This is a genomic window from Amycolatopsis sp. NPDC043887 (assembly GCF_056435665.1).
Genome location: NZ_JBWKEB010000002.1, coordinates 365,453 through 381,887, shown reverse-complemented (window position 1 = coordinate 381,887; position 16,435 = coordinate 365,453). Strand labels below are relative to the sequence as shown.

The following is a 16,435-nucleotide window of genomic DNA, read 5'->3' as shown; positions in this document are numbered from 1 at the left end:
GGAGTCGCCCGGCCCGAAACCGGCCCTCACTCCTCGGGGGTCTTGATTTGACCGGTTCCAGAGACGCTCTTATCGTCCATGGTGATGTCCGACTTCGAGGCACAGCTGCGAGCGGTTTCGCTGCGCGTGACTCGGCCCCGGCTGGCCGTGCTCGCGGCGCTGCGCGATCATCCGCACGTCGACACCGAAACGGTGATAGCGCTGGTGCGGGCCGACCTTCCCACGGTCTCCCACCAGGCGGTCTACGACGTGTTGCGGGCGCTCACCGAAACCGGTCTGATCCGGCGTATCCAGCCCGCCGGCGCGCTCGCCCGTTACGAGACCCGGGTGGGGGACAACCATCACCATGTCGTCTGCCGTTCCTGCGGTGCGATCGCGGACGTCGACTGCGCCGTCGGCCATGCCCCCTGTCTCACCGCCTCGGACGATCACGGGTTCGTGATCGACGAGGCGGAGGTCGTCTACTGGGGCCTGTGTCCCGGCTGCGCGGCCGACCCCGTCCAGCGATGAATTCGCCTGCCCGGAAGGAAAGAAATGAGTGACACCCCGGAGAAGGGCTGCCCCGTGGCCCACGACTCCGTAACCGCGCACGGTAGCGAGAGCGAGAACCCGGCGATCGACTCGCCGACACCGAAAACGGGTGGCCGCCCGCGTACCAACAAGGACTGGTGGCCCAACCAGCTCGATCTGTCGGTGCTGCACGCCCACTCGCCCAAGGCCAACCCGCTCGGCGAGGACTTCAGCTACGCCGAGGAATTCGCCAAACTCGACGTCGAGGCCCTCAAACGGGACATCGTCGAGGTGCTCACCACCTCGCAGGACTGGTGGCCCGCCGACTTCGGCCACTACGGCGGCCTGATGATCCGGATGAGCTGGCACGCCGCGGGCACCTACCGCATCCACGACGGCCGCGGCGGCGCCGGTGACGGCGCGCAGCGGTTCGCCCCGCTCAACAGCTGGCCAGACAACGCCAACCTCGACAAGGCGCGGCGGCTGCTGTGGCCGGTCAAGGAGAAGTACGGCCAGCAGATCTCGTGGGCCGACCTGCTCGTGCTCGCGGGGAACGTCGCACTGGAATCGATGGGGTTCAAGACGTTCGGCTTCGGCTTCGGCCGGGTGGACACCTGGGAGCCCGAGGAGATCTTCTGGGGCCCGGAGGACACCTGGCTGGGTGACGAGCGCTACGCCAATGACACCGAGATGGTGCCCGACGTCGGCGCGACCGAGATGGGCCTCATCTACGTCAACCCGGAGGGGCCGCGCGGCAACGCCGACCCGGCCGCGGCGGCGCATTTCATCCGGGAGACCTTCGCCAGGATGGCGATGAACGACGAGGAGACCGTCGCGCTCATCGCCGGCGGGCACACCTTCGGCAAGACCCACGGCGCGGGTATCGCCGACGACCACGTCGGCCCGGAGCCCGAAGCCGCCCCGATCGAGACGCAGGGCCTCGGCTGGCTGAGCAGCCACGGCAGCGGCAAGGGCGCCGACACGATCACCAGTGGTCTCGAAGTGACGTGGACCGACAAGCCGACGCAGTGGAGCAACCGGTTCTTCGAGATCCTCTTCGGCTACGAGTGGGAGCTCACCACGAGCCCCGGCGGCGCGAAGCAGTACGTCGCCAAGGATGCCGAGGCGATCATCCCGGACGCGCACGACCCGGCCAAGAAGCACAAGCCGACCATGCTCACGACGGATCTGGCGCTGCGCGTCGACCCGGCGTACGAGAAGATCTCGCGCCGCTTCCTGGAAAACCCGGACGCGTTCGCCCTCGCTTTCGCCAAGGCCTGGTATAAGCTGCTGCACCGCGACATGGGCCCGGTCAGCCGCTTCCTGGGGCCGTGGGTCCCCGAGCCGCAGCTGTGGCAGGACCCGGTGCCGGACGTCGACCACGAGCTCGTGGGGGACGCCGACATCGCCGCCCTCAAGACGAAGGTGCTCGAGTCGGGGCTCACGGTCGGCCAGCTCGTCGGCACCGCGTGGGCGTCCGCGGCGAGCTTCCGCTCCACCGACAAACGCGGTGGTGCCAACGGCGCGCGGATCCGCCTGGAACCCCAGCGTGACTGGGAAGTCAACCAGCCGGAGCAACTCAGGACCGTCCTGGAGACGCTGGAAGGCATCCAGCGCGAGTTCAACGACGCCGGTGGCGCCAAGATCTCGCTAGCCGACCTGATCGTGCTGGCGGGCTCCGCCGCCGTCGAGAAGGCCGCGCGTGACGCCGGCACCGAGGTGAGCGTCGCTTTCCACCCCGGCCGCACCGACGCCACGCAGGAGGACACCGACGCCGAGTCGTTCGCGCTGCTCGAACCGCGCGCCGACGGGTTCCGCAACTACCTGCGTCCCGAGGAGAAGCTGCAGCCGGAGGTCCTGCTCGTCGAGCGCGCGTACATGCTCGACCTGACCGCGCCGGAGATGACCGTCCTCGTCGGAGGCCTGCGTTCGCTCGGGATCACCGCCGGTGACACCCGCCACGGTGTCTTCACCGACCGGCCGGGCGTGCTCACCAACGACTTCTTCACCAACCTCCTCTCGCCGGGTACGAAGTGGAAGGTGTCGGAGTCCGAGGAGAACGTGTACGAGATCCGCGACTTCACCACGGACGCGGTGAAGTGGACGGCCACCGCGGTCGACCTCGTCTTCGGTTCGAACTCCCAGCTGAGGGCGCTCTCCGAGGTCTACGCGGGGCAGGCCGCGCGGGAGCGGTTCGCCGCGGACTTCGCCAAGGCCTGGACGAAGGTCATGGAACTGGACCGGTTCGACCTCGCCTGAGGCCGTTGCGCGTGAAGGCCCCCTTCCCTCGGCTCAGCCGAGGGAAGGGGGCCTTCACGCGCTTCACGGGATGTCGAGCTCCGTGTGCCGGGTCGCCAGGGTGCGGGCGAGTTCGGCGAGTTTGACGTTGAGGTCCTGGGAGGTGCGGCGCAGCAGGTCGAAGGCCTCGTCGGCGGTCAGGCCGCGTCGTTGCATGAGGATCCCCTTCGCCTGCCCGATGACGTCGCGCGATTCGACCGCCCGCCGGAGATGGCTCGCTTCCAGCTCCGCCCGGCTCACCGCGTTGGTGGTCGTCAGCGCGAGCGAGCCGTGGGTCGCCAGCAGCAACGCGGTGTCCTGTGCCCGCGAATCGAGCGCTCCGGGGCGGCGGCTGTAGATGTTCAGCGCGCCGGGCAGCCTCGGTGGAGCCGCGTCGGGCACCAGCACGGTGGACAGGATCGCGGTGAAACCGTGCCGCACGGCGACCCGGGAGAAGTCCGGCCACCTCTTCTCCGCCTTCAGGTCCTCACTGCGGATGTACCCGGGACTTTCGCAGTCGGCGGCGTCGACGCACGGCCCCGTGCCCGCCCGGTACTGCACGTCGTCGAGCTCCAGCGCCACTTCGCCGGTCGAGACGGGGGTGTGGAAGCTCCCGTCCGGGGCCCGCAGGGTGACCGACACCAGGTCCGCGCCCGGGACGACCCGGTACGCGGCGGCGACGATCTGCCGCAGGACCTGGGCGGGTGTCGAGGCGGCCAGCAGCAGGCGCGTGAGTTCGACGAACTGCTCGGCCAGCGGGCCCGCCGACATGGTCTCGCCTGAGCCGAATCCGGCCTTGTCGCGCTGCCACAGTCGTTCGTCCGCCATCGCTGACCATCCAGTCATGTTCGGTGTTCTCCACCGGGTACCCCGCGGCGTCATCCGCCAATCGAGTCCGATGTGGACAGTGCCTCAGGGATCGACCCGTGCGCGGAGAAGACAGAACACGTTTCCCTCGGGGTCGGCGAGCACATGCCACGACTCTTCCCCCGTCTGGCCGACGTCGGCGGGCCGCGCCCCGGCGGCGAGCAACCGCTCCAGTTCCGCGTCCTGATCGCGGTCGGTGGGGTTCACGTCGAGGTGCAGCGGGAGCTTGCCCGGCTTCGGATCTTCGCTGCGGCTCAGGATCAACGTGGGCTGAGGTCCGCCGAAGCCGACGCCGGGCGGCCCGATCTCGACGTCGTCGCCGTCCTTGCCGATTTCGACGTAGCCGAGCACTTCGCACCAGAAGGCCGCCATCCGGACCGGGTCGGCGCAGTCGAGGATGAGCTCGGTGATACGGCAGGCCATACGGCGAGGATAGCCCCGATTCGGCGCATGAATCCGCGGGGAGTGGGTATCCGGGGGCGTCGGGTTGATCGCGCACCGAGGAGGCGGACGAGGCCGAAGACGTCGCGCACGGTCAAAAGGAGCACGCCGAGGCCGAGCAACTGCTCGTGAAGCTGAACGGCACCGAACCCGAATCGGCGGAGTTCGACAAGGTGCTCTCCGACCTCGTCGAGGCGGTCACGCATCACGTGGAGGAAGAGGAATCCACCGTACTGCCGAAAATGCGGCGCGAACTGGGCGAAGCACGGCGCCGCGAACGGGGGAAGGCCTTCGTGGACAGCCGGGCGTCGCATCTCGGCGACCGTCCCGGTGAGGCCACCAAACGAGAACTGCTGACCCAGGCGCGCAACGCGGGTGTGACGGGTGCCTCGAAGATGGACAAGGACGAGATCGCGCGCGAGGTGGCCAAGTCGTCCTGAGCGGACTGACCTGTCGCGACGGTTGCGGTCCTGGCCACACCCTTCTACCTTCGATGGATGGCGATCGATACCGAAGCCGGGCAGGCCGCTCCTCTCGTCGTGGTCGAGATGGCCCGTTCGGAAGAAGCGATCACCGTCGAAGTGGCGGGTGACATCGATATTTCGACCAGTCCTCGGCTCCGGGCCGGGCTCTTCGAACTGCTGGCCGACGGCCCCGGCGCCGCGGTGATCGACATGACCGGAGTCGGCTTCTGCGATTCCTCGGGTCTTTCCGTGCTGGTGCAGCTGAATCGTCACTGCGCGGAGGCCGGGATCGACCTGAGTTTCGCGCCGTCCAAGGTACTGCGGCGGGCCATCGAACTCACCGGACTGATGCCCACGCTGAAAGTGGTCGGCGGCTAAGCGACGACGCGGACCGTGCCCAGCTCGGGATCCGCGGCGTCGTAGACGAACATGCCGGCGCGGACGCCGGTGTGGAGATAATCGATGATCGCGTCGGTGAACACTTCACCGGGAGCGATCGCCGGGACACCCGGCGGGTAGGGGCTGACCATCTCCGCGCTGACGCGCCCCTCGGCCTTGTCGAGCGGCACGTGCTCGGCGTCGGCGAAGAACGCGTCGCGGGGCGACATCCGCATTTCCAGGGTCAGTTCGGCGGCCGAAGGCAGGTCGACCGCCGGCCGCCGCTCGAAATCGTGTCCTGCCAGCCCGCGCAGGCCGCTCATCAGGGCGGACACGGTTTCCTCGTCGTCGGCGTGGGTGATCTGCACCGCGATCCGCCGGTGGTCGGACAGCCCGGTGTGCAGATGGCGTTCGGCGAGATGGTCGGCCGCCTGGTAGCCGGTGATGCCGAGGCCGGCGACGTCGACCACGATCTTGAGGGGGTCGTGTTCGAACGCGAGCGGGCGGAATTCCGCGGCCGGCGCGTGCAGGCCCGGGATGTCTTCGATCTCCGCTCGTAGGCGGGAGGCCAGCGACAGCGCGTTGCCCAGCAGTTCTTCGCCGTGCTCGACCATCTGCCTGCGCCAGCCGTCGAGGGAGGCGTACAACAGGGCGGAAGTGCTCGTGGTGCCGAGAAGATCCTCCCTGGCCTTGAGCACGTCGGGGGAGACCCGGTCGCCTCGCAGGTGGAACACCGACGCCTGTTCGAGCCCGCCGCCCATCTTGTGCGTGCTCGTGACGCAGAGGTCGGCTTCGCCGTCCATCGCCCAGGTCGGCAGGTCGTCGTGGAACGGGTAGTGGGCACCCCACGCCTCGTCGACGATCAGCGGCTTGTCCGCGGCATGGCAGACGCGGGCGACACCGCGGATGTCGGCGCAGGTGCCGTAGTCGGTCGGGGTGATCAGCAGCATGCCTTTGACGCCGGGCGCGTCCGCCAGCGCGGCCTCGACCTCTTCCGGGCCGGGAGGATGCGCGAGATGGTGCTCCTCGTCGTACCGGGGGCGGACCCAGACCGGGTGCACACCGCTGATCACCAGGCCGGCGACGACCGATTTGTGGGCGTTGCGGGACACCAGGAGACGTTCACCCGGTCCGGCGACGGCGAGCATGGCGCTCTTGACCGAGAGTGAACTTCCGCAGGTGGAGAAGAAGGTGTGCTCCGCGTCCACCGCGTCGGCCATCAGGTCCTGTGCCTGGCTGAGGATCCCACGCGACATCCTGCGGTCGTCCAAACCGTTGAGGGTGAGCAGGTCCGACGCGAACGCGTCCCGGCCGAGCAGCTCCAGTACGCGCGGATCCGCGCCGCGGCCTTGTTTGTGACCCGGTGGGGTGAAGGCGAGCCCGCCCGCGCGGCGGTAGGCCTCGATGGCTTCCAGCACCGGTGCGCGCGAGTGGTCCATCCTGCCTCCGATCAGCGGCCGAGGGCGTTCTGCAGTTCCTTCTTGGTCATGGTGGACCGGCCTTTGATGTTGCGCTTCTTCGCTTCGTTGTAGAGCTGGTCCTTGGTCGGCCCGCCGGGACCCTTCCGGTTACCGGACCGTTGGCCGCCGCGTTTCTGCGGCGACTTGTCCCTGGTCGAACTCTTGCTCGTGGTCTTGGATTCACCGGATTGGGCGCGGTTCTTGTTCACCGTGCGTGCGGCGATCTCCTCGGCGCGGCCGCTACTCGCGCCGCGTTTCTTCTGAGAGGACTTGATGTGCTCGTACTGACGTTCGCGTTTGTCGCTCCAGCTCTGTTCAGGCACGGCTCCTCCTTCGTCTTGACCTGCGGATACCCGTTCGGCCCAGCGGTCAATCGAAAGATCGCCCGTCCAGGGCAGATGTTTACCGTCCCCGCCCGTCGGGTATCAAAACGGTGACGAGGGGAGCGGATTCATGTCGGTCCACAAAGGACGAAGGTGACTTTGGTGAACGCTACGTCGCTCATGGAAGACATCGATCACGTCGTCCTGCGGGAAGAGGCGGTCCCGGCTCCTCGTGACCGCCGTTCACGGCGCAGGGACGATTACTCCCATTGCCGTCCCTGGTTCGACGAGATGGCCGCATTACCCGCCGGTCACCCGGAACGGGAGCGTCTGCGGGAACGCCTGATCCTCGAACTGCTGCCGGTCGCCGAGCACATCGCCGTCCGGTTCAGCGGACGAGGGCAGCCGCGGGAAGACCTGATCCAGGTGGCGCGGATCGGCCTGATGAAGGCCGTGGACCGGTTCGATCCGGGGCAGGGCGGGGATTTCCTGGCGTACGCGGTGCCGACGGTGATGGGCGAGGTGCGGCGTTTCTTCCGTGACACCGGCTGGGCGGTCCACGTCCCGCGCGGAATGCAGGAACTGCGCACCCGGCTTTCGCGGGCGACCACGGAACTCACCCAGACCCTCGGCCGCGCGCCGACTCCCACCGAACTCGCCGAGCATCTCGACGTGGACGCCGACACCGTCCGCGAAGGGCTGCTCGCCGCGAACAGCTACCAGACGTCGTCCCTGGACCGGCCGGTCAACGACGGCGAGGGTTCGCTTCCGCTGTCCGACGTGGTGGGAGAACTGGATTCCCGCTTCGAGCACATCGAGGACCGGCACACCGTGGTCCCGCTGCTCCAACGGCTGCCGGAGCGGGAGCGGGCGATCGTGACGATGCGGTTCTTCGACGGGATGACCCAATCCCAGATCGCCGAACGCGTCGGGATCTCCCAGATGCACGTTTCCCGCCTGCTCACGAAGGTCCTGCAGGATCTGCGCGGCAGGCTCAACGGCTGAACAACTCGCCGAGGCCCTGCCGGATCGGCGGGGTGCCCAGCGCCCGCAGGGAATCCCAGAGGGTCACCGCGGTGGCCGTCAGCACGGGTTTGCCGAGGCCGGTTTCGAGGTCTTCGAGCAACGGCGTCGTGTGTAGGGCTGTTTCGGGGATCAGCAGCGCTTCGGCCTCGTCGTGGTCGGCCGCCGCGGCGAGTTCGGTGATGCGGCGGCCGTCCCAGGCCGCGAGCGCCCGGTCCGAAGGCGCGTCGGCGGAGACCGAATGAACGGTGGAGACACCCGCCTCCGCGAGGAAACCGGCGAAAGTCGCGGTCGTGTCGCGGTGATAGACCGAGGCGAGCGCCACGCGCCTGGTGCCCAAGTGGGCGAGCGCGGTGAGGTACGCCAGCGAAGTGCTGCGCGCCGGGACACCGAGCCGTTCGCCGAGCACACGCGACTGTTCGAGCGCGCCGTCGAGGCCGCGCGTGAAGCTGCAACTGGAGCAGGCCCAGCTGACGACGTCCGGCGCCGTGCCGAACCGCGCGGCGGACACGAGCCTGCCCGGCGCGCCGAGTTCGCGCACGGCTTCGTGTTTTCCGGCCGCGTCGAGGTCATCGACCCGGCCGACGTTGTCGCCCCACGGGACATAGGCGAAGTCCACGGTGAGGCCGGGACTCAGTTTTCCCGCCAGGGCGAGGAAATCGTCCTCACCGCAGTCCCGCGTCGGGTACAGCAGGCCGATACTGGTCACGGCTCACTCCTTCCGGGTCGAAGCCCTTCGGAGGTACCCGACGCGAGCCGCGGTCACTCGTGCGCGGCGGACAGGACGCCGAAATCCGGCGGGGTGAGCTGCCCGACGCTGTGGTCGTCCTCGCGGACGGCCCTGAGGAAGCGCGCGACCTGGGCGGGACGCGGGGTGGCGGTCTTCCCGCCCAGGTAGCGGAGGACGATGAGATCCTCGCCGGAGTGGGTCTCGATCGCCACGGCCCAGCCGTGGATCTCGTCCCACAGCAGCGCGACGTCGCGCTCAGGATGGGTGGGGAGCCGCTCGTCGAGCGCGACGTACGCCGAAACCGGGCTGTCGTGGTCGACGGTGCAGGATTCGAGGCCGACGCCGAGGACCTCGGTGACTTCGGCGAGATACCCCCACACGGCGTCGCGGGTGTGCGGGTGGCGGACAGGCATGGTGAGCAACGAGGACTTCCCTTTCTTTCCCCGGCCTCGTCCGGTGCGGGACCCGGGGCCCGCACCGGACGGGACACTCAGGCCTGGATCTCCTTGCGGTCCGACGTGGAACCGGTGATTTCGATGCGCCGCGGCTTGGCCTTCTCGGCGATCGGGATGCGCAGGGTCAGCACGCCCGCTTCGTAGCCGGCCGCGATGTTGTCGGTGTCGAGCGCTTCGCCGAGGAACAGTTGGCGGGAGAAGACACCGAGCGGACGTTCGGAAACCTGCATCTGGACGTCTTTCCCGGCGAACGGGCGCCGCTCGGCCTTGACGGTCAGGACGTTGCGTTCGACGTCCAGCTCGATCGCCTCGGCGGTGACACCGGGAAGATCGAAGCAGACGACGAACTCGTCGCCTTCGCGGTACGCGTCCATCGGCATGGTGGCCGGCTTGGACCAGGTGCCCGGATTCGCGGTGCCGAACATGTGCTGGGTCAGCCTGTCCAGTTCGCGGAACGGGTCGGTGCGCATCAACATCGGGTTCCACCTCCTGGGTCGTTGTCATTGGTGTCAACACGCACTACTGTTCTAACATGTCATCGGAACGATGACAACCGTCGAGTCGTCGATTGGATGACAGGCATGGACGAAGACCCCGCCCAGACCGTGCGCACCGTGCGCGACGTGGTGGCCGAGGCCCGCTCCGGCGTTTCGGAACCGGAGAGGCTCCTGGCTGCGCTGGTCGCGTTGAAGACGGTCCGTGAGCAACTGGCGGCTTGGGAGCCGGAGCTGATCGCTGCCGCTCGCGCGGGCGGCACCAGCTGGACGGCGCTCGCGCGAGCGCTGGGGGTCGCGAGCCGTCAGGCGGCGGAGCGGCGGTTCCTGCGGTTGCGGCCGTCCGACGGCGGGGAGAGCACGGGGGAGGCGCGGGTCGACGCTGAACGAGACCGGCGGGCGGGTGATCGCGCGGTGGCCGAGTGGGCGCGGCGCAACTCGGCGATCCTGCGGCAGCTGGCCGGTCAGGCGGGCGCGCTGGACGGATTGAACGCCAAGGCCAAGGAAAGCGCCGAGAGGCTGAGCGCGGTGCTCGGCGAGGACGACGTCACCGGTCTTCTGGCGCCGCTGGCCGACCTTCGCGCCCATCTGCCCCGCGAGCACACCGGATTCGCCGAACGGCTCGGCGAGATCGGCATGCACACCGAGCAGGTCCGGCGGTCCGCCGTCGACGACAGGAGGGATCGCAACTCTTCGCGGTGAGGGTGTGAACACGGCGCCGGGCGGGTACCCGGTGCCGTTCGCCGAGCGAGCCGGGAGGTTCTTCGATGCTGGTCCGACCCGATTCCCAGCCGGCCGCCGACGTCGTCGAGCTGGCGTTGAAAGTGCTTGCCGCGGAAGGCCTGCACGGGCAGGCCGCACAGGCGGCCCTCGAAGCGATGGCGCGGGAAAGGGGCCTGCCGGTCAAGCGGTGCGCCGAGCTCATCGTGGCGGCCGTCGACGGGCGAGCGAACTGAGGCCGGGCCGACTCGGTCCCGGAACGCCGTGAAGGCCTCCTTCCCTACCCTGAGGGTAGGCAAGGAGGCCTTCACGGACACGCGGCCGCAGCCCTACTGGCAGGCTTCGCAGTCCGGGTCGTCGATGCGGCAGGCGGCACCATCGGTGAGCGGGAAGTCGAAGTCGTCGAGAGCGGGGACGGCCAGAGCGGTTTCTTCCGGCGTGGCGGTGGCGGACATGTCACTCCCTTGGTACGGAACGGGTCTTATCTCTCTGTAGCGCTGACGATCGCCGGTCATTCCGTGACGCGCGCCACAGGGTTCCGGTGGCCGTCCGGAGCAGCGTCTCCGCGTCGTCCAGCGCCTTGGCGAGGGCGTCCGGGTCCGCGCGCAAACCCGCGACGACCGTGTCGATCTCGCGCAATCCCGCGCGCAGCCATCGCGGCGGTGGCCAGCGCGCCCGCGACCTCCGCGGCCTGCCCGCGCGGGACGAAGGCGCCACGGGTGTAACGCAGGGTCAGTTCGGCGCGGCCTCGCCACATCGCCGGGGCCGTTTCCCGCAGCGCTTCCGGGTAGTCCGGCCGCGGCAGGTCGCCGCGCAGCACGCGGTTGACCGCGAGTTCGGCGACGGGCAGTAACTCGGGACGCCCGCGAGGTGGAACATCAACGGCTCCCAGTGGAACCGGCCTTCTCGCGCTTCGGCGAGATGGTGTCCGACGGAGCCGAGGTCGCGGTAGTGGACGTCGACGTGCCTGCCGTCGATCGTGAGCCAGGCACCGCCGTCGAACACGCCGCCGCCCCACGCGCCGAGTTCGGAGACCTCGCCGTCCCAGCCGACGGCCCGGAGGTCGGCCGGATCGAAGCCGCCGCGGTAGTAGACGGCGAAATCCCAGTCGCTGCCGGGGCCGTGCGTGTCCTGCGCGCGGGACCCGCCGAGGGTGACGGCGTGCACCGAGGGAAGCGCGGCCAGCGTGTCGGCCACGTGGGCAAGGAAAGTGTCGTCGTTCATCGCGCGGACGAGCTCAGGGTCGTGCCCGCGCGGACGCGATCGGGTTTTGAGCGCGCGAGAGCGTGTTCGCGGCCGTACGCTCGAAAGATGACTGCGATCCCAGGACGACTCCGCGCACCGCTGGCGTTCCTCTCGTTCCTGGCCGCGGTCGCGGTGGTCGCACTCGTCGGCGGACTCGCCGCGGCCGACGCCCGCTCTGTCTACAGTGGACTCGAACGGCCGTCGTTCGCACCGCCCGCGTGGTTGTTCGGTCCGGTGTGGACGGTTCTGTACCTCGCCATCGCGGTGTCGGGCTGGCTGTACTGGAAAGCGGGTGGCGACCGCCGGGGGCTGACCTGGTACGCGGTACAACTGGTGCTGAACGCCGCGTGGACGCCGCTGTTCTTCGCGGCCGGCGCCTACGGCCTCGCCCTCGCCGACATCGTCCTGCTCGACGTCGCGATCGTCGTCACCGCTCTGTACTTCCGCCGGTCTTCCCGGGTTTCGGCCGCGTTGCTGCTGCCGTACCTCGCCTGGACGCTGTACGCGACCGCGCTCACCGCCGCGATCGTCGTGCTCAACTGACCCCGAGCGGAAGCGTGGCGGCCACTCCCTTGGCGTGCCTGCCGTCGAGCCGGTCCAGGGTGAGCCCGCCCCGGCGGGCGGCGAGTTCCAGGTCCCGCACCGCGTGTTCCACCGCCTGGGTTCCCGCGGCGGCGATCCGGATCGAGGCACTGACGCGCGGTTCGGTCTCGGCGGCGCTCCGGCGGGCGGTCACGGCCAGTGTCACCGCGGAACCGGGGGCGGCGGCGAGCAGACGGCGCGAGAGATCCGCCGCGAGTACCGGGGAAAGCGCGTCCCAGCCGTCGAGGCGGAACGTCGCCTGGCAGATCGGGCCGCTGTGCCAGAACCGCCAGTCCTCGCGGATGCGCGCCCGGCCGGCCGTGACGTGCGCCAGCGAGGCGAGTACGCCGAGGACCTCGTTTTCGGCGAGCGCCCGCACCGGCAGTCCGCCGCGACGGAGCTGCCGCCGCACCCGCCGGACCGTGTTCCCGAGTGCCTGCCGCACATCCGCGTCGCGGTGGGCGTCGACGGTGCGCAGCGCCTGCAACGCGACCCAGCCCCGTGGTGGCCGTGAACGGTCCGCGCCGACGTGGTGGATGACCTGCGCGGCGACGTCCGACGCCTGTTCGCGGGCCGGCGGCAGCAAGGTCAGCGGCGACGGCATCGGCTGTTCGCGTACGGCCGATTTCGGTTGCAGCACAGCGGTGATCCCGTCGGCACGGCTGACCATGAACACCGTCTCGTCGCCGATCTCGCCCGCCGTCCCCGCCGCTTCCGGCGACAGCAGGCGCAGCAGCGCCCGGCCCGCCTCTCCCGCGTTCCGGAGATCCCGGTCACGGTCCCGCGTCAGATAGCCGGACGCCGAACCGAGCCAGGCGTAGAGCCAGCGGCCGCGGATCCGCACGGTGGTCAGCGCGAGGACCACGACGGCGGCGGTGACCACCACGGCCGCCAGCGGCCATGGCCGCCCCGCCACCAGGACGAGCGCGACGAGGACGAGTTGCCAGCACACGATCTGCGCCACCCCGATCCCGCCGAACCGTCCGGACCGCCGCACCGCGACGGGCGCCGGTGGATTCGGCCGTGGCGCACCGGGCACCGTGGCGGGTACGGGTACCACCGCGAATCCTCGCGGTCGCTGCTCCGCCTGGCGAGCGGCGGTGAGCGCGGCCAGCGCGGCCTCACGGGCGGCGGCCCGCGCGGCCGGCGCGGCGTAGGCGAGCGGATCGGGAATGGCCTCGGCCCGCGGTGCGGCCGGTGCGGCTTGGGGAAGCGGCGGGGGCGGCGCGTGGTACCGCCCGCCCGTCCTGGCCGCGCCGAGATCGGTCATCGTCCTGCCTCCTCAACCGTGTCGCCTCAGGCTGCCCCGGCCAACATGATGTTTCGATGACACGGCGCCCGCGAGCGGCGAGACAGGCTGTTTCATCGAAATTTCATGGTCGCTCTCTAGCTTGATCGCGTGAACACCGAGAAGCGGTTCAGCGCGGTGGCCAGGACGAGAATGGCCGTGGCGCTGGTGGTCGCGGGCTGCCTGGCGCTGGTCGGCCTCGCCGTGACCGGACAGGCGGCGACCCCCGAGCGGCTGGAGTTCGTCCAGGTCGGTCACTGGGTCTACAACGACGCCGCCCAGTCCGCGTTCCACGTCGACGGTTCGACGAACCGCGTCGACGCGCGCGCGGACGTGCCCGGCGCGAACGGCAGCCAGGTCGCGCAGGGGGACGGTTCCGGCTACGTGGTCGAGCGGAACCGCATCACGGAGTTCGACAAGGCGACCTTGAGCGTGGAGGAGTCCGTGCCGCCGCCCGCGCCGGAAACCCCGTTCGTGATGGAGGTCGCGGGCGGTCCGTACCTGGTCTACCGCAACGCCGGCCAGATCGTGCGTCTCGGGGACCCGGCCGCGACAGTGCCCGCAGGGGGGCCACTGTCCCGGCCGGTCGCGACGACCGAGGGAACGGTGTGGACGCACCGCGTCGACAACGGCTCGGTCTGCGAACTGCCCAAGGGCGCCGCCGTCATGACCTGCCCCGCGCAGCTCCCGCCCGGACACGGCGGCGGGCTGACGCTCGTCGGCGACCAGCCGGTCGTGCTCGACACCACCGGCGACAGCCTCCACCGCGTCGGCCCGGACGGGCTCGGCGACGGTCTTCCGCTCGGCATCAAGCTCTCGCCGTCGGCGCAGGTCGCCAACAGCGCCGTCGGCGACCGGCTGGCCATCGCCGATCCGGAGCGCAATCAGCTCCACCTCATCGACATCAGCGGCCTCGACCAGGACCGCCCGTCCGCGAAGCCGATTTCGGTCGAGCTGTCCAAGGGCAGCCGGTTCAACGGGCCGCTCTCCTCGTCGAACGTCGTCGCCATGGTCGACGAGACCCGGGGTGAGGTGCTGACCTACGACGCCACCGGCAAGCTCCGGTCGACCACGAAGGTGCCGGGCCAGGGAACGGCGCCGAGGCTGGCCAAGGGCGAGGACAACCGGATCTACGTCGACAGCTCCGACGGCTCGCACGTCCTGGTCGTCAACGGCGACGACGGCACGGTGGTCGACGTCGACGTCGACAAGGCGGCCAGCAGCCAGACCGCGGGCGCGCCGTCGGCCGGTCCGGAACCATCCGGCGACCAGCCCCCGCCATCGCAACAACAGCAGCAGGCTCCGCCGAACACCCAGCAGGCGCCCCCGCCCGTGGCGAAGGCGACCCCGCCCGGCGCGCCGAGGAAGGTGAGCGCGTCGTCCGGGGACGGCTCGATCAAGGTCTCGTGGAGCCCGGCCGCGGACAACGGCGCGCGGATCACCGGCTACCGGGTGACCTGGACAGGAGGGTCCACGCGTGTCGGCGGATCGTCACGAGGGACGACGATTTCCGGGCTGCGCAACGGAACCCCGTATGTGCTCACCGTGGTCGCGGAGAACTCGGCGGGGATCGGCCCCAGCGCCAGCGCCAAGGCGGTCATCCCAGGACCCGCGAACCGGCCGGCCGGGGCGCCGGTCGTCACCGCGAACGCCACCGCGGCAGGCAAGGTTTCGGTGAGCTGGACCCAGCCCGACCTCCGCGGCGGCACGCTGGTGCACTACCTGGTCAGCGTGACGGGCAAGGGCCAGCGCACGGTTTCGGGCACGTCCGCGGAATTCACCGGGGTCACGGGCACCGCGACCGTCACGGTCCGCGCGGTGACGAAGTTCGGTTCGGGCTCCACGCTCACCGGCGCCACCGGCAGCCGGAAGGTCACCGTGCCGGTGCCGTCGGATCCGCCGACCATCACCATCACCGGTGTCCGGGTGGGGACCGGCCTGATCGTCGACATTACGGCCAACGGGAAGGGTGCGTCCGCGACCTGCCAGGCGAAGTACGGTGACGCCGTCTCGGCCTCGAAGGCCTGCTCCGGTGCCACCAGTCTGCCCATCAACAACGTGGTCTATTTCGGCGCCATTACGGTGACCGCCACCATCAAGACGGCCGGGGGCACGGCTTCGGACAGCTGGACCGGGGTGCCGTCGATGAACGGCGGCGCGCTGGTCTGGCTCGGCCCGATGGCACTGGCCGGCCTGCGCCGACGAAAGGAAAAGGAACTTCTGTGACGCTCACACCCAGGGTCGCCTACGAGCAGATCGCCGAGAACGTGCAATCGGTGGTGCGCGGCAAACCGGAGGTCGTCCGGCTCACCGTGGCCGCGCTGTTCGCCGAAGGGCATCTGCTGATGGAGGACGTGCCCGGCGTCGGGAAGACGACGATCGCGCGCTGTGTCGCCGCCAGCATCGGCGGCCGGTGGAGCCGGATCCAGTTCACCCCCGACCTGCTGCCCGGCGACATCACCGGCGTGATGGTCTACCACCAGAACGCCGAACGCTTCCAGTTCCACCCCGGCGGCATCTTCGCCAACGTGGTGCTGGCGGACGAGATCAACCGGGGTACGCCGAAGACGCAGGCCGCGCTGCTGGAGGTGATGGCGGAACGCCGCGTCACCGTCGATTCGGTCGGACAGGCGGTGCCGAGGCCGTTCCTCGTGGTGGCCACGCAGAACCCGATCGAGCTGGAGGGCACCTACCGGCTGCCCGAGGCGCAGCTGGACCGGTTCCTCATGCGCATTTCGGTCGGCTACCCGGATCTGGAATCCGAGATGCGCGTGGTCATGGGCGACTGCGCCGGGGTGACGCCGGACGAGCTGAAGCCGGTGCTGAGCATCGCCGACGTCCAGTCGGTCATCGACGAGGTCCGGAAGTCCCATCTGGCACCGGAGATCGTCAACTACGCGGTCCGGCTGGCCGCGTCGAGCCGGTCGCATCCGGACGTCCGCTACGGCGCGAGCCCGCGCGGCAGCATCGCGCTGATCCGGGCGGCGCAAGGGCTCGCGGCCACCTTCGGCCGCGACTTCGTCACCCCCGACGACGTCAAGGACGTCGCGCATCCGGTGCTCGACCACCGGCTCGTGCTGACCCCCGACGCGGAACTCAACCAGCGGCGGACCGCCGACATCGTCGACGAACTCCTGGGCGCGACGGCCGCTCCCATGGCCGCGATGGGGAGGTAGGC

General features: G+C 69.9%; 19 protein-coding genes and 1 pseudogene. 10 read left to right on the top strand and 10 right to left on the bottom strand.

All coding sequences use genetic code 11. The features are described 5' to 3' along the window. Positions 1 to 84: 84 nt before the first annotated feature. Positions 85 to 510 carry a Fur family transcriptional regulator gene (locus AC069H_RS06905; RefSeq protein ID WP_478225811.1) on the top strand — a complete coding sequence of 142 codons (426 nt, stop codon included), beginning with the start codon at positions 85 to 87 and terminating at the stop codon, positions 508 to 510. A gap of 24 nt (positions 511 to 534) precedes the next feature. Then, a complete protein-coding gene (katG, locus tag AC069H_RS06900) occupies positions 535 to 2,769 on the top strand; it encodes a catalase/peroxidase HPI (RefSeq protein WP_478231623.1) in 2,235 nt (744 codons plus the stop codon). A gap of 63 nt (positions 2,770 to 2,832) precedes the next feature. Here the strand turns inward: katG and AC069H_RS06895 are convergent, their stop codons facing one another. Together AC069H_RS06895 and AC069H_RS06890 are read right to left on the bottom strand one after the other, a co-directional pair. Continuing rightward, positions 2,833 to 3,615 carry an ANTAR domain-containing protein gene (locus tag AC069H_RS06895; protein ID WP_478231938.1) on the bottom strand — a complete coding sequence of 261 codons (783 nt, stop codon included), beginning with the start codon at positions 3,613 to 3,615 and terminating at the stop codon, positions 2,833 to 2,835. Between the two features lie 84 nt (positions 3,616 to 3,699). Beyond that, positions 3,700 to 4,077, bottom strand: a complete 378-nt coding sequence (locus tag AC069H_RS06890; RefSeq protein WP_478231622.1) for a VOC family protein — start codon at positions 4,075 to 4,077, stop codon at positions 3,700 to 3,702. Positions 4,078 to 4,217: 140 nt separating this feature from the next. Here AC069H_RS06890 and AC069H_RS06885 point away from each other — a divergent pair, with 140 nt between their 5' ends. Together AC069H_RS06885 and AC069H_RS06880 are read left to right on the top strand one after the other, a co-directional pair. Further along, the gene (locus AC069H_RS06885; protein WP_478231937.1) at positions 4,218 to 4,535 is read left to right on the top strand and encodes a hypothetical protein; all 318 of its coding nucleotides are present in this window, start codon (positions 4,218 to 4,220) and stop codon (positions 4,533 to 4,535) included. Positions 4,536 to 4,592: 57 nt separating this feature from the next. Then, positions 4,593 to 4,937, top strand: coding sequence for an STAS domain-containing protein (locus AC069H_RS06880; protein ID WP_478225807.1), 345 nt, complete (start codon positions 4,593 to 4,595; stop codon positions 4,935 to 4,937). On the opposite strand, the gene AC069H_RS06875 is transcribed toward AC069H_RS06880, so the two are convergent. Together AC069H_RS06875 and AC069H_RS06870 are read right to left on the bottom strand one after the other, a co-directional pair. Continuing rightward, entirely contained in the window at positions 4,934 to 6,376 is a 1,443-nt protein-coding gene (locus AC069H_RS06875) for an aminotransferase class I/II-fold pyridoxal phosphate-dependent enzyme (protein WP_478225806.1), read from the bottom strand. The genes AC069H_RS06880 and AC069H_RS06875 overlap by 4 nt on opposite strands. A gap of 11 nt (positions 6,377 to 6,387) precedes the next feature. Continuing rightward, the gene (locus tag AC069H_RS06870; RefSeq protein WP_478231621.1) at positions 6,388 to 6,720 is read right to left on the bottom strand and encodes a plasmid stabilization protein; all 333 of its coding nucleotides are present in this window, start codon (positions 6,718 to 6,720) and stop codon (positions 6,388 to 6,390) included. Between the two features lie 162 nt (positions 6,721 to 6,882). On the opposite strand from AC069H_RS06870, the gene AC069H_RS06865 reads away from it, so the two are divergent. Further along, positions 6,883 to 7,725, top strand: a complete 843-nt coding sequence (locus AC069H_RS06865; RefSeq protein ID WP_478225804.1) for an RNA polymerase sigma factor SigF — start codon at positions 6,883 to 6,885, stop codon at positions 7,723 to 7,725. Here AC069H_RS06865 and AC069H_RS06860 read toward each other — a convergent pair. The 3 genes from AC069H_RS06860 to AC069H_RS06850 all read right to left on the bottom strand — a co-directional run bounded on the left by AC069H_RS06860 (position 7,715) and on the right by AC069H_RS06850 (position 9,404). Beyond that, complete coding sequence (locus tag AC069H_RS06860) at positions 7,715 to 8,452, bottom strand: maleate cis-trans isomerase family protein (protein ID WP_478225803.1); 738 nt, start codon at positions 8,450 to 8,452, stop codon at positions 7,715 to 7,717. The two genes, AC069H_RS06865 and AC069H_RS06860, sit on opposite strands and share 11 nt — an antisense overlap. A gap of 53 nt (positions 8,453 to 8,505) precedes the next feature. Next, positions 8,506 to 8,886, bottom strand: coding sequence for a DUF6292 family protein (locus tag AC069H_RS06855; protein ID WP_478225861.1), 381 nt, complete (start codon positions 8,884 to 8,886; stop codon positions 8,506 to 8,508). Positions 8,887 to 8,963: 77 nt separating this feature from the next. Beyond that, positions 8,964 to 9,404: an Hsp20/alpha crystallin family protein gene (locus AC069H_RS06850; protein WP_478225802.1), complete on the bottom strand. Its 441-nt coding sequence runs from the start codon at positions 9,402 to 9,404 to the stop codon at positions 8,964 to 8,966. Between the two features lie 105 nt (positions 9,405 to 9,509). On the opposite strand from AC069H_RS06850, the gene AC069H_RS06845 reads away from it, so the two are divergent. Together AC069H_RS06845 and AC069H_RS06840 are read left to right on the top strand one after the other, a co-directional pair. Further along, positions 9,510 to 10,124, top strand: a complete 615-nt coding sequence (locus AC069H_RS06845) for an HSP18 transcriptional regulator (protein WP_478231620.1) — start codon at positions 9,510 to 9,512, stop codon at positions 10,122 to 10,124. 65 nt (positions 10,125 to 10,189) lie between these two features. Next, positions 10,190 to 10,378: a hypothetical protein gene (locus AC069H_RS06840; protein ID WP_478231619.1), complete on the top strand. Its 189-nt coding sequence runs from the start codon at positions 10,190 to 10,192 to the stop codon at positions 10,376 to 10,378. A 93-nt stretch (positions 10,379 to 10,471) separates the two neighbouring features. On the opposite strand, the gene AC069H_RS06835 is transcribed toward AC069H_RS06840, so the two are convergent. Together AC069H_RS06835 and AC069H_RS06830 are read right to left on the bottom strand one after the other, a co-directional pair. Beyond that, a complete protein-coding gene (locus AC069H_RS06835) occupies positions 10,472 to 10,597 on the bottom strand; it encodes a hypothetical protein (protein ID WP_007031507.1) in 126 nt (41 codons plus the stop codon). A 1-nt stretch (position 10,598) separates the two neighbouring features. After that, a pseudogene (locus AC069H_RS06830) lies at positions 10,599 to 11,366 on the bottom strand (nucleotidyltransferase domain-containing protein). An 87-nt stretch (positions 11,367 to 11,453) separates the two neighbouring features. Between AC069H_RS06830 and AC069H_RS06825 the strand changes: the two are divergent. Beyond that, entirely contained in the window at positions 11,454 to 11,930 is a 477-nt protein-coding gene (locus tag AC069H_RS06825) for a TspO/MBR family protein (RefSeq protein WP_478231618.1), read from the top strand. On the opposite strand, the gene AC069H_RS06820 is transcribed toward AC069H_RS06825, so the two are convergent. Beyond that, on the bottom strand, positions 11,923 to 13,239 hold the full coding sequence (locus AC069H_RS06820) for a type VII secretion protein EccE (protein ID WP_478231617.1): 1,317 nt from the start codon (positions 13,237 to 13,239) through the stop codon (positions 11,923 to 11,925). The genes AC069H_RS06825 and AC069H_RS06820 overlap by 8 nt on opposite strands. A 129-nt stretch (positions 13,240 to 13,368) precedes the next feature. Between AC069H_RS06820 and AC069H_RS06815 the strand changes: the two genes are divergently transcribed. Further along, the gene (locus AC069H_RS06815; protein WP_478231616.1) at positions 13,369 to 15,483 is read left to right on the top strand and encodes a fibronectin type III domain-containing protein; all 2,115 of its coding nucleotides are present in this window, start codon (positions 13,369 to 13,371) and stop codon (positions 15,481 to 15,483) included. Continuing rightward, positions 15,480 to 16,433 carry an AAA family ATPase gene (locus tag AC069H_RS06810; RefSeq protein WP_125673415.1) on the top strand — a complete coding sequence of 318 codons (954 nt, stop codon included), beginning with the start codon at positions 15,480 to 15,482 and terminating at the stop codon, positions 16,431 to 16,433. The genes AC069H_RS06815 and AC069H_RS06810 overlap by 4 nt, the downstream gene beginning before the upstream one ends. Positions 16,434 to 16,435 lie beyond the last annotated feature (2 nt).

Coding starts and splice junctions, on each gene's coding strand:
- AC069H_RS06840 (WP_478231619.1), top strand. CDS start 10,190: ATGCTGGTCCGACCCGATTCCCAGCCGGCCGCCGACGTCGTCGAGCTG.
- AC069H_RS06855 (WP_478225861.1), bottom strand. CDS start 8,886: ATGCCTGTCCGCCACCCGCACACCCGCGACGCCGTGTGGGGGTATCTC.
- AC069H_RS06880 (WP_478225807.1), top strand. CDS start 4,593: ATGGCGATCGATACCGAAGCCGGGCAGGCCGCTCCTCTCGTCGTGGTC.
- AC069H_RS06875 (WP_478225806.1), bottom strand. CDS start 6,376: ATGGACCACTCGCGCGCACCGGTGCTGGAAGCCATCGAGGCCTACCGC.
- AC069H_RS06850 (WP_478225802.1), bottom strand. CDS start 9,404: ATGTTGATGCGCACCGACCCGTTCCGCGAACTGGACAGGCTGACCCAG.
- AC069H_RS06820 (WP_478231617.1), bottom strand. CDS start 13,239: ATGACCGATCTCGGCGCGGCCAGGACGGGCGGGCGGTACCACGCGCCG.
- katG (WP_478231623.1), top strand. CDS start 535: ATGAGTGACACCCCGGAGAAGGGCTGCCCCGTGGCCCACGACTCCGTA.
- AC069H_RS06845 (WP_478231620.1), top strand. CDS start 9,510: ATGGACGAAGACCCCGCCCAGACCGTGCGCACCGTGCGCGACGTGGTG.
- AC069H_RS06895 (WP_478231938.1), bottom strand. CDS start 3,615: ATGGCGGACGAACGACTGTGGCAGCGCGACAAGGCCGGATTCGGCTCA.
- AC069H_RS06905 (WP_478225811.1), top strand. CDS start 85: ATGTCCGACTTCGAGGCACAGCTGCGAGCGGTTTCGCTGCGCGTGACT.
- AC069H_RS06835 (WP_007031507.1), bottom strand. CDS start 10,597: ATGTCCGCCACCGCCACGCCGGAAGAAACCGCTCTGGCCGTCCCCGCT.
- AC069H_RS06825 (WP_478231618.1), top strand. CDS start 11,454: ATGACTGCGATCCCAGGACGACTCCGCGCACCGCTGGCGTTCCTCTCG.
- AC069H_RS06890 (WP_478231622.1), bottom strand. CDS start 4,077: ATGGCCTGCCGTATCACCGAGCTCATCCTCGACTGCGCCGACCCGGTC.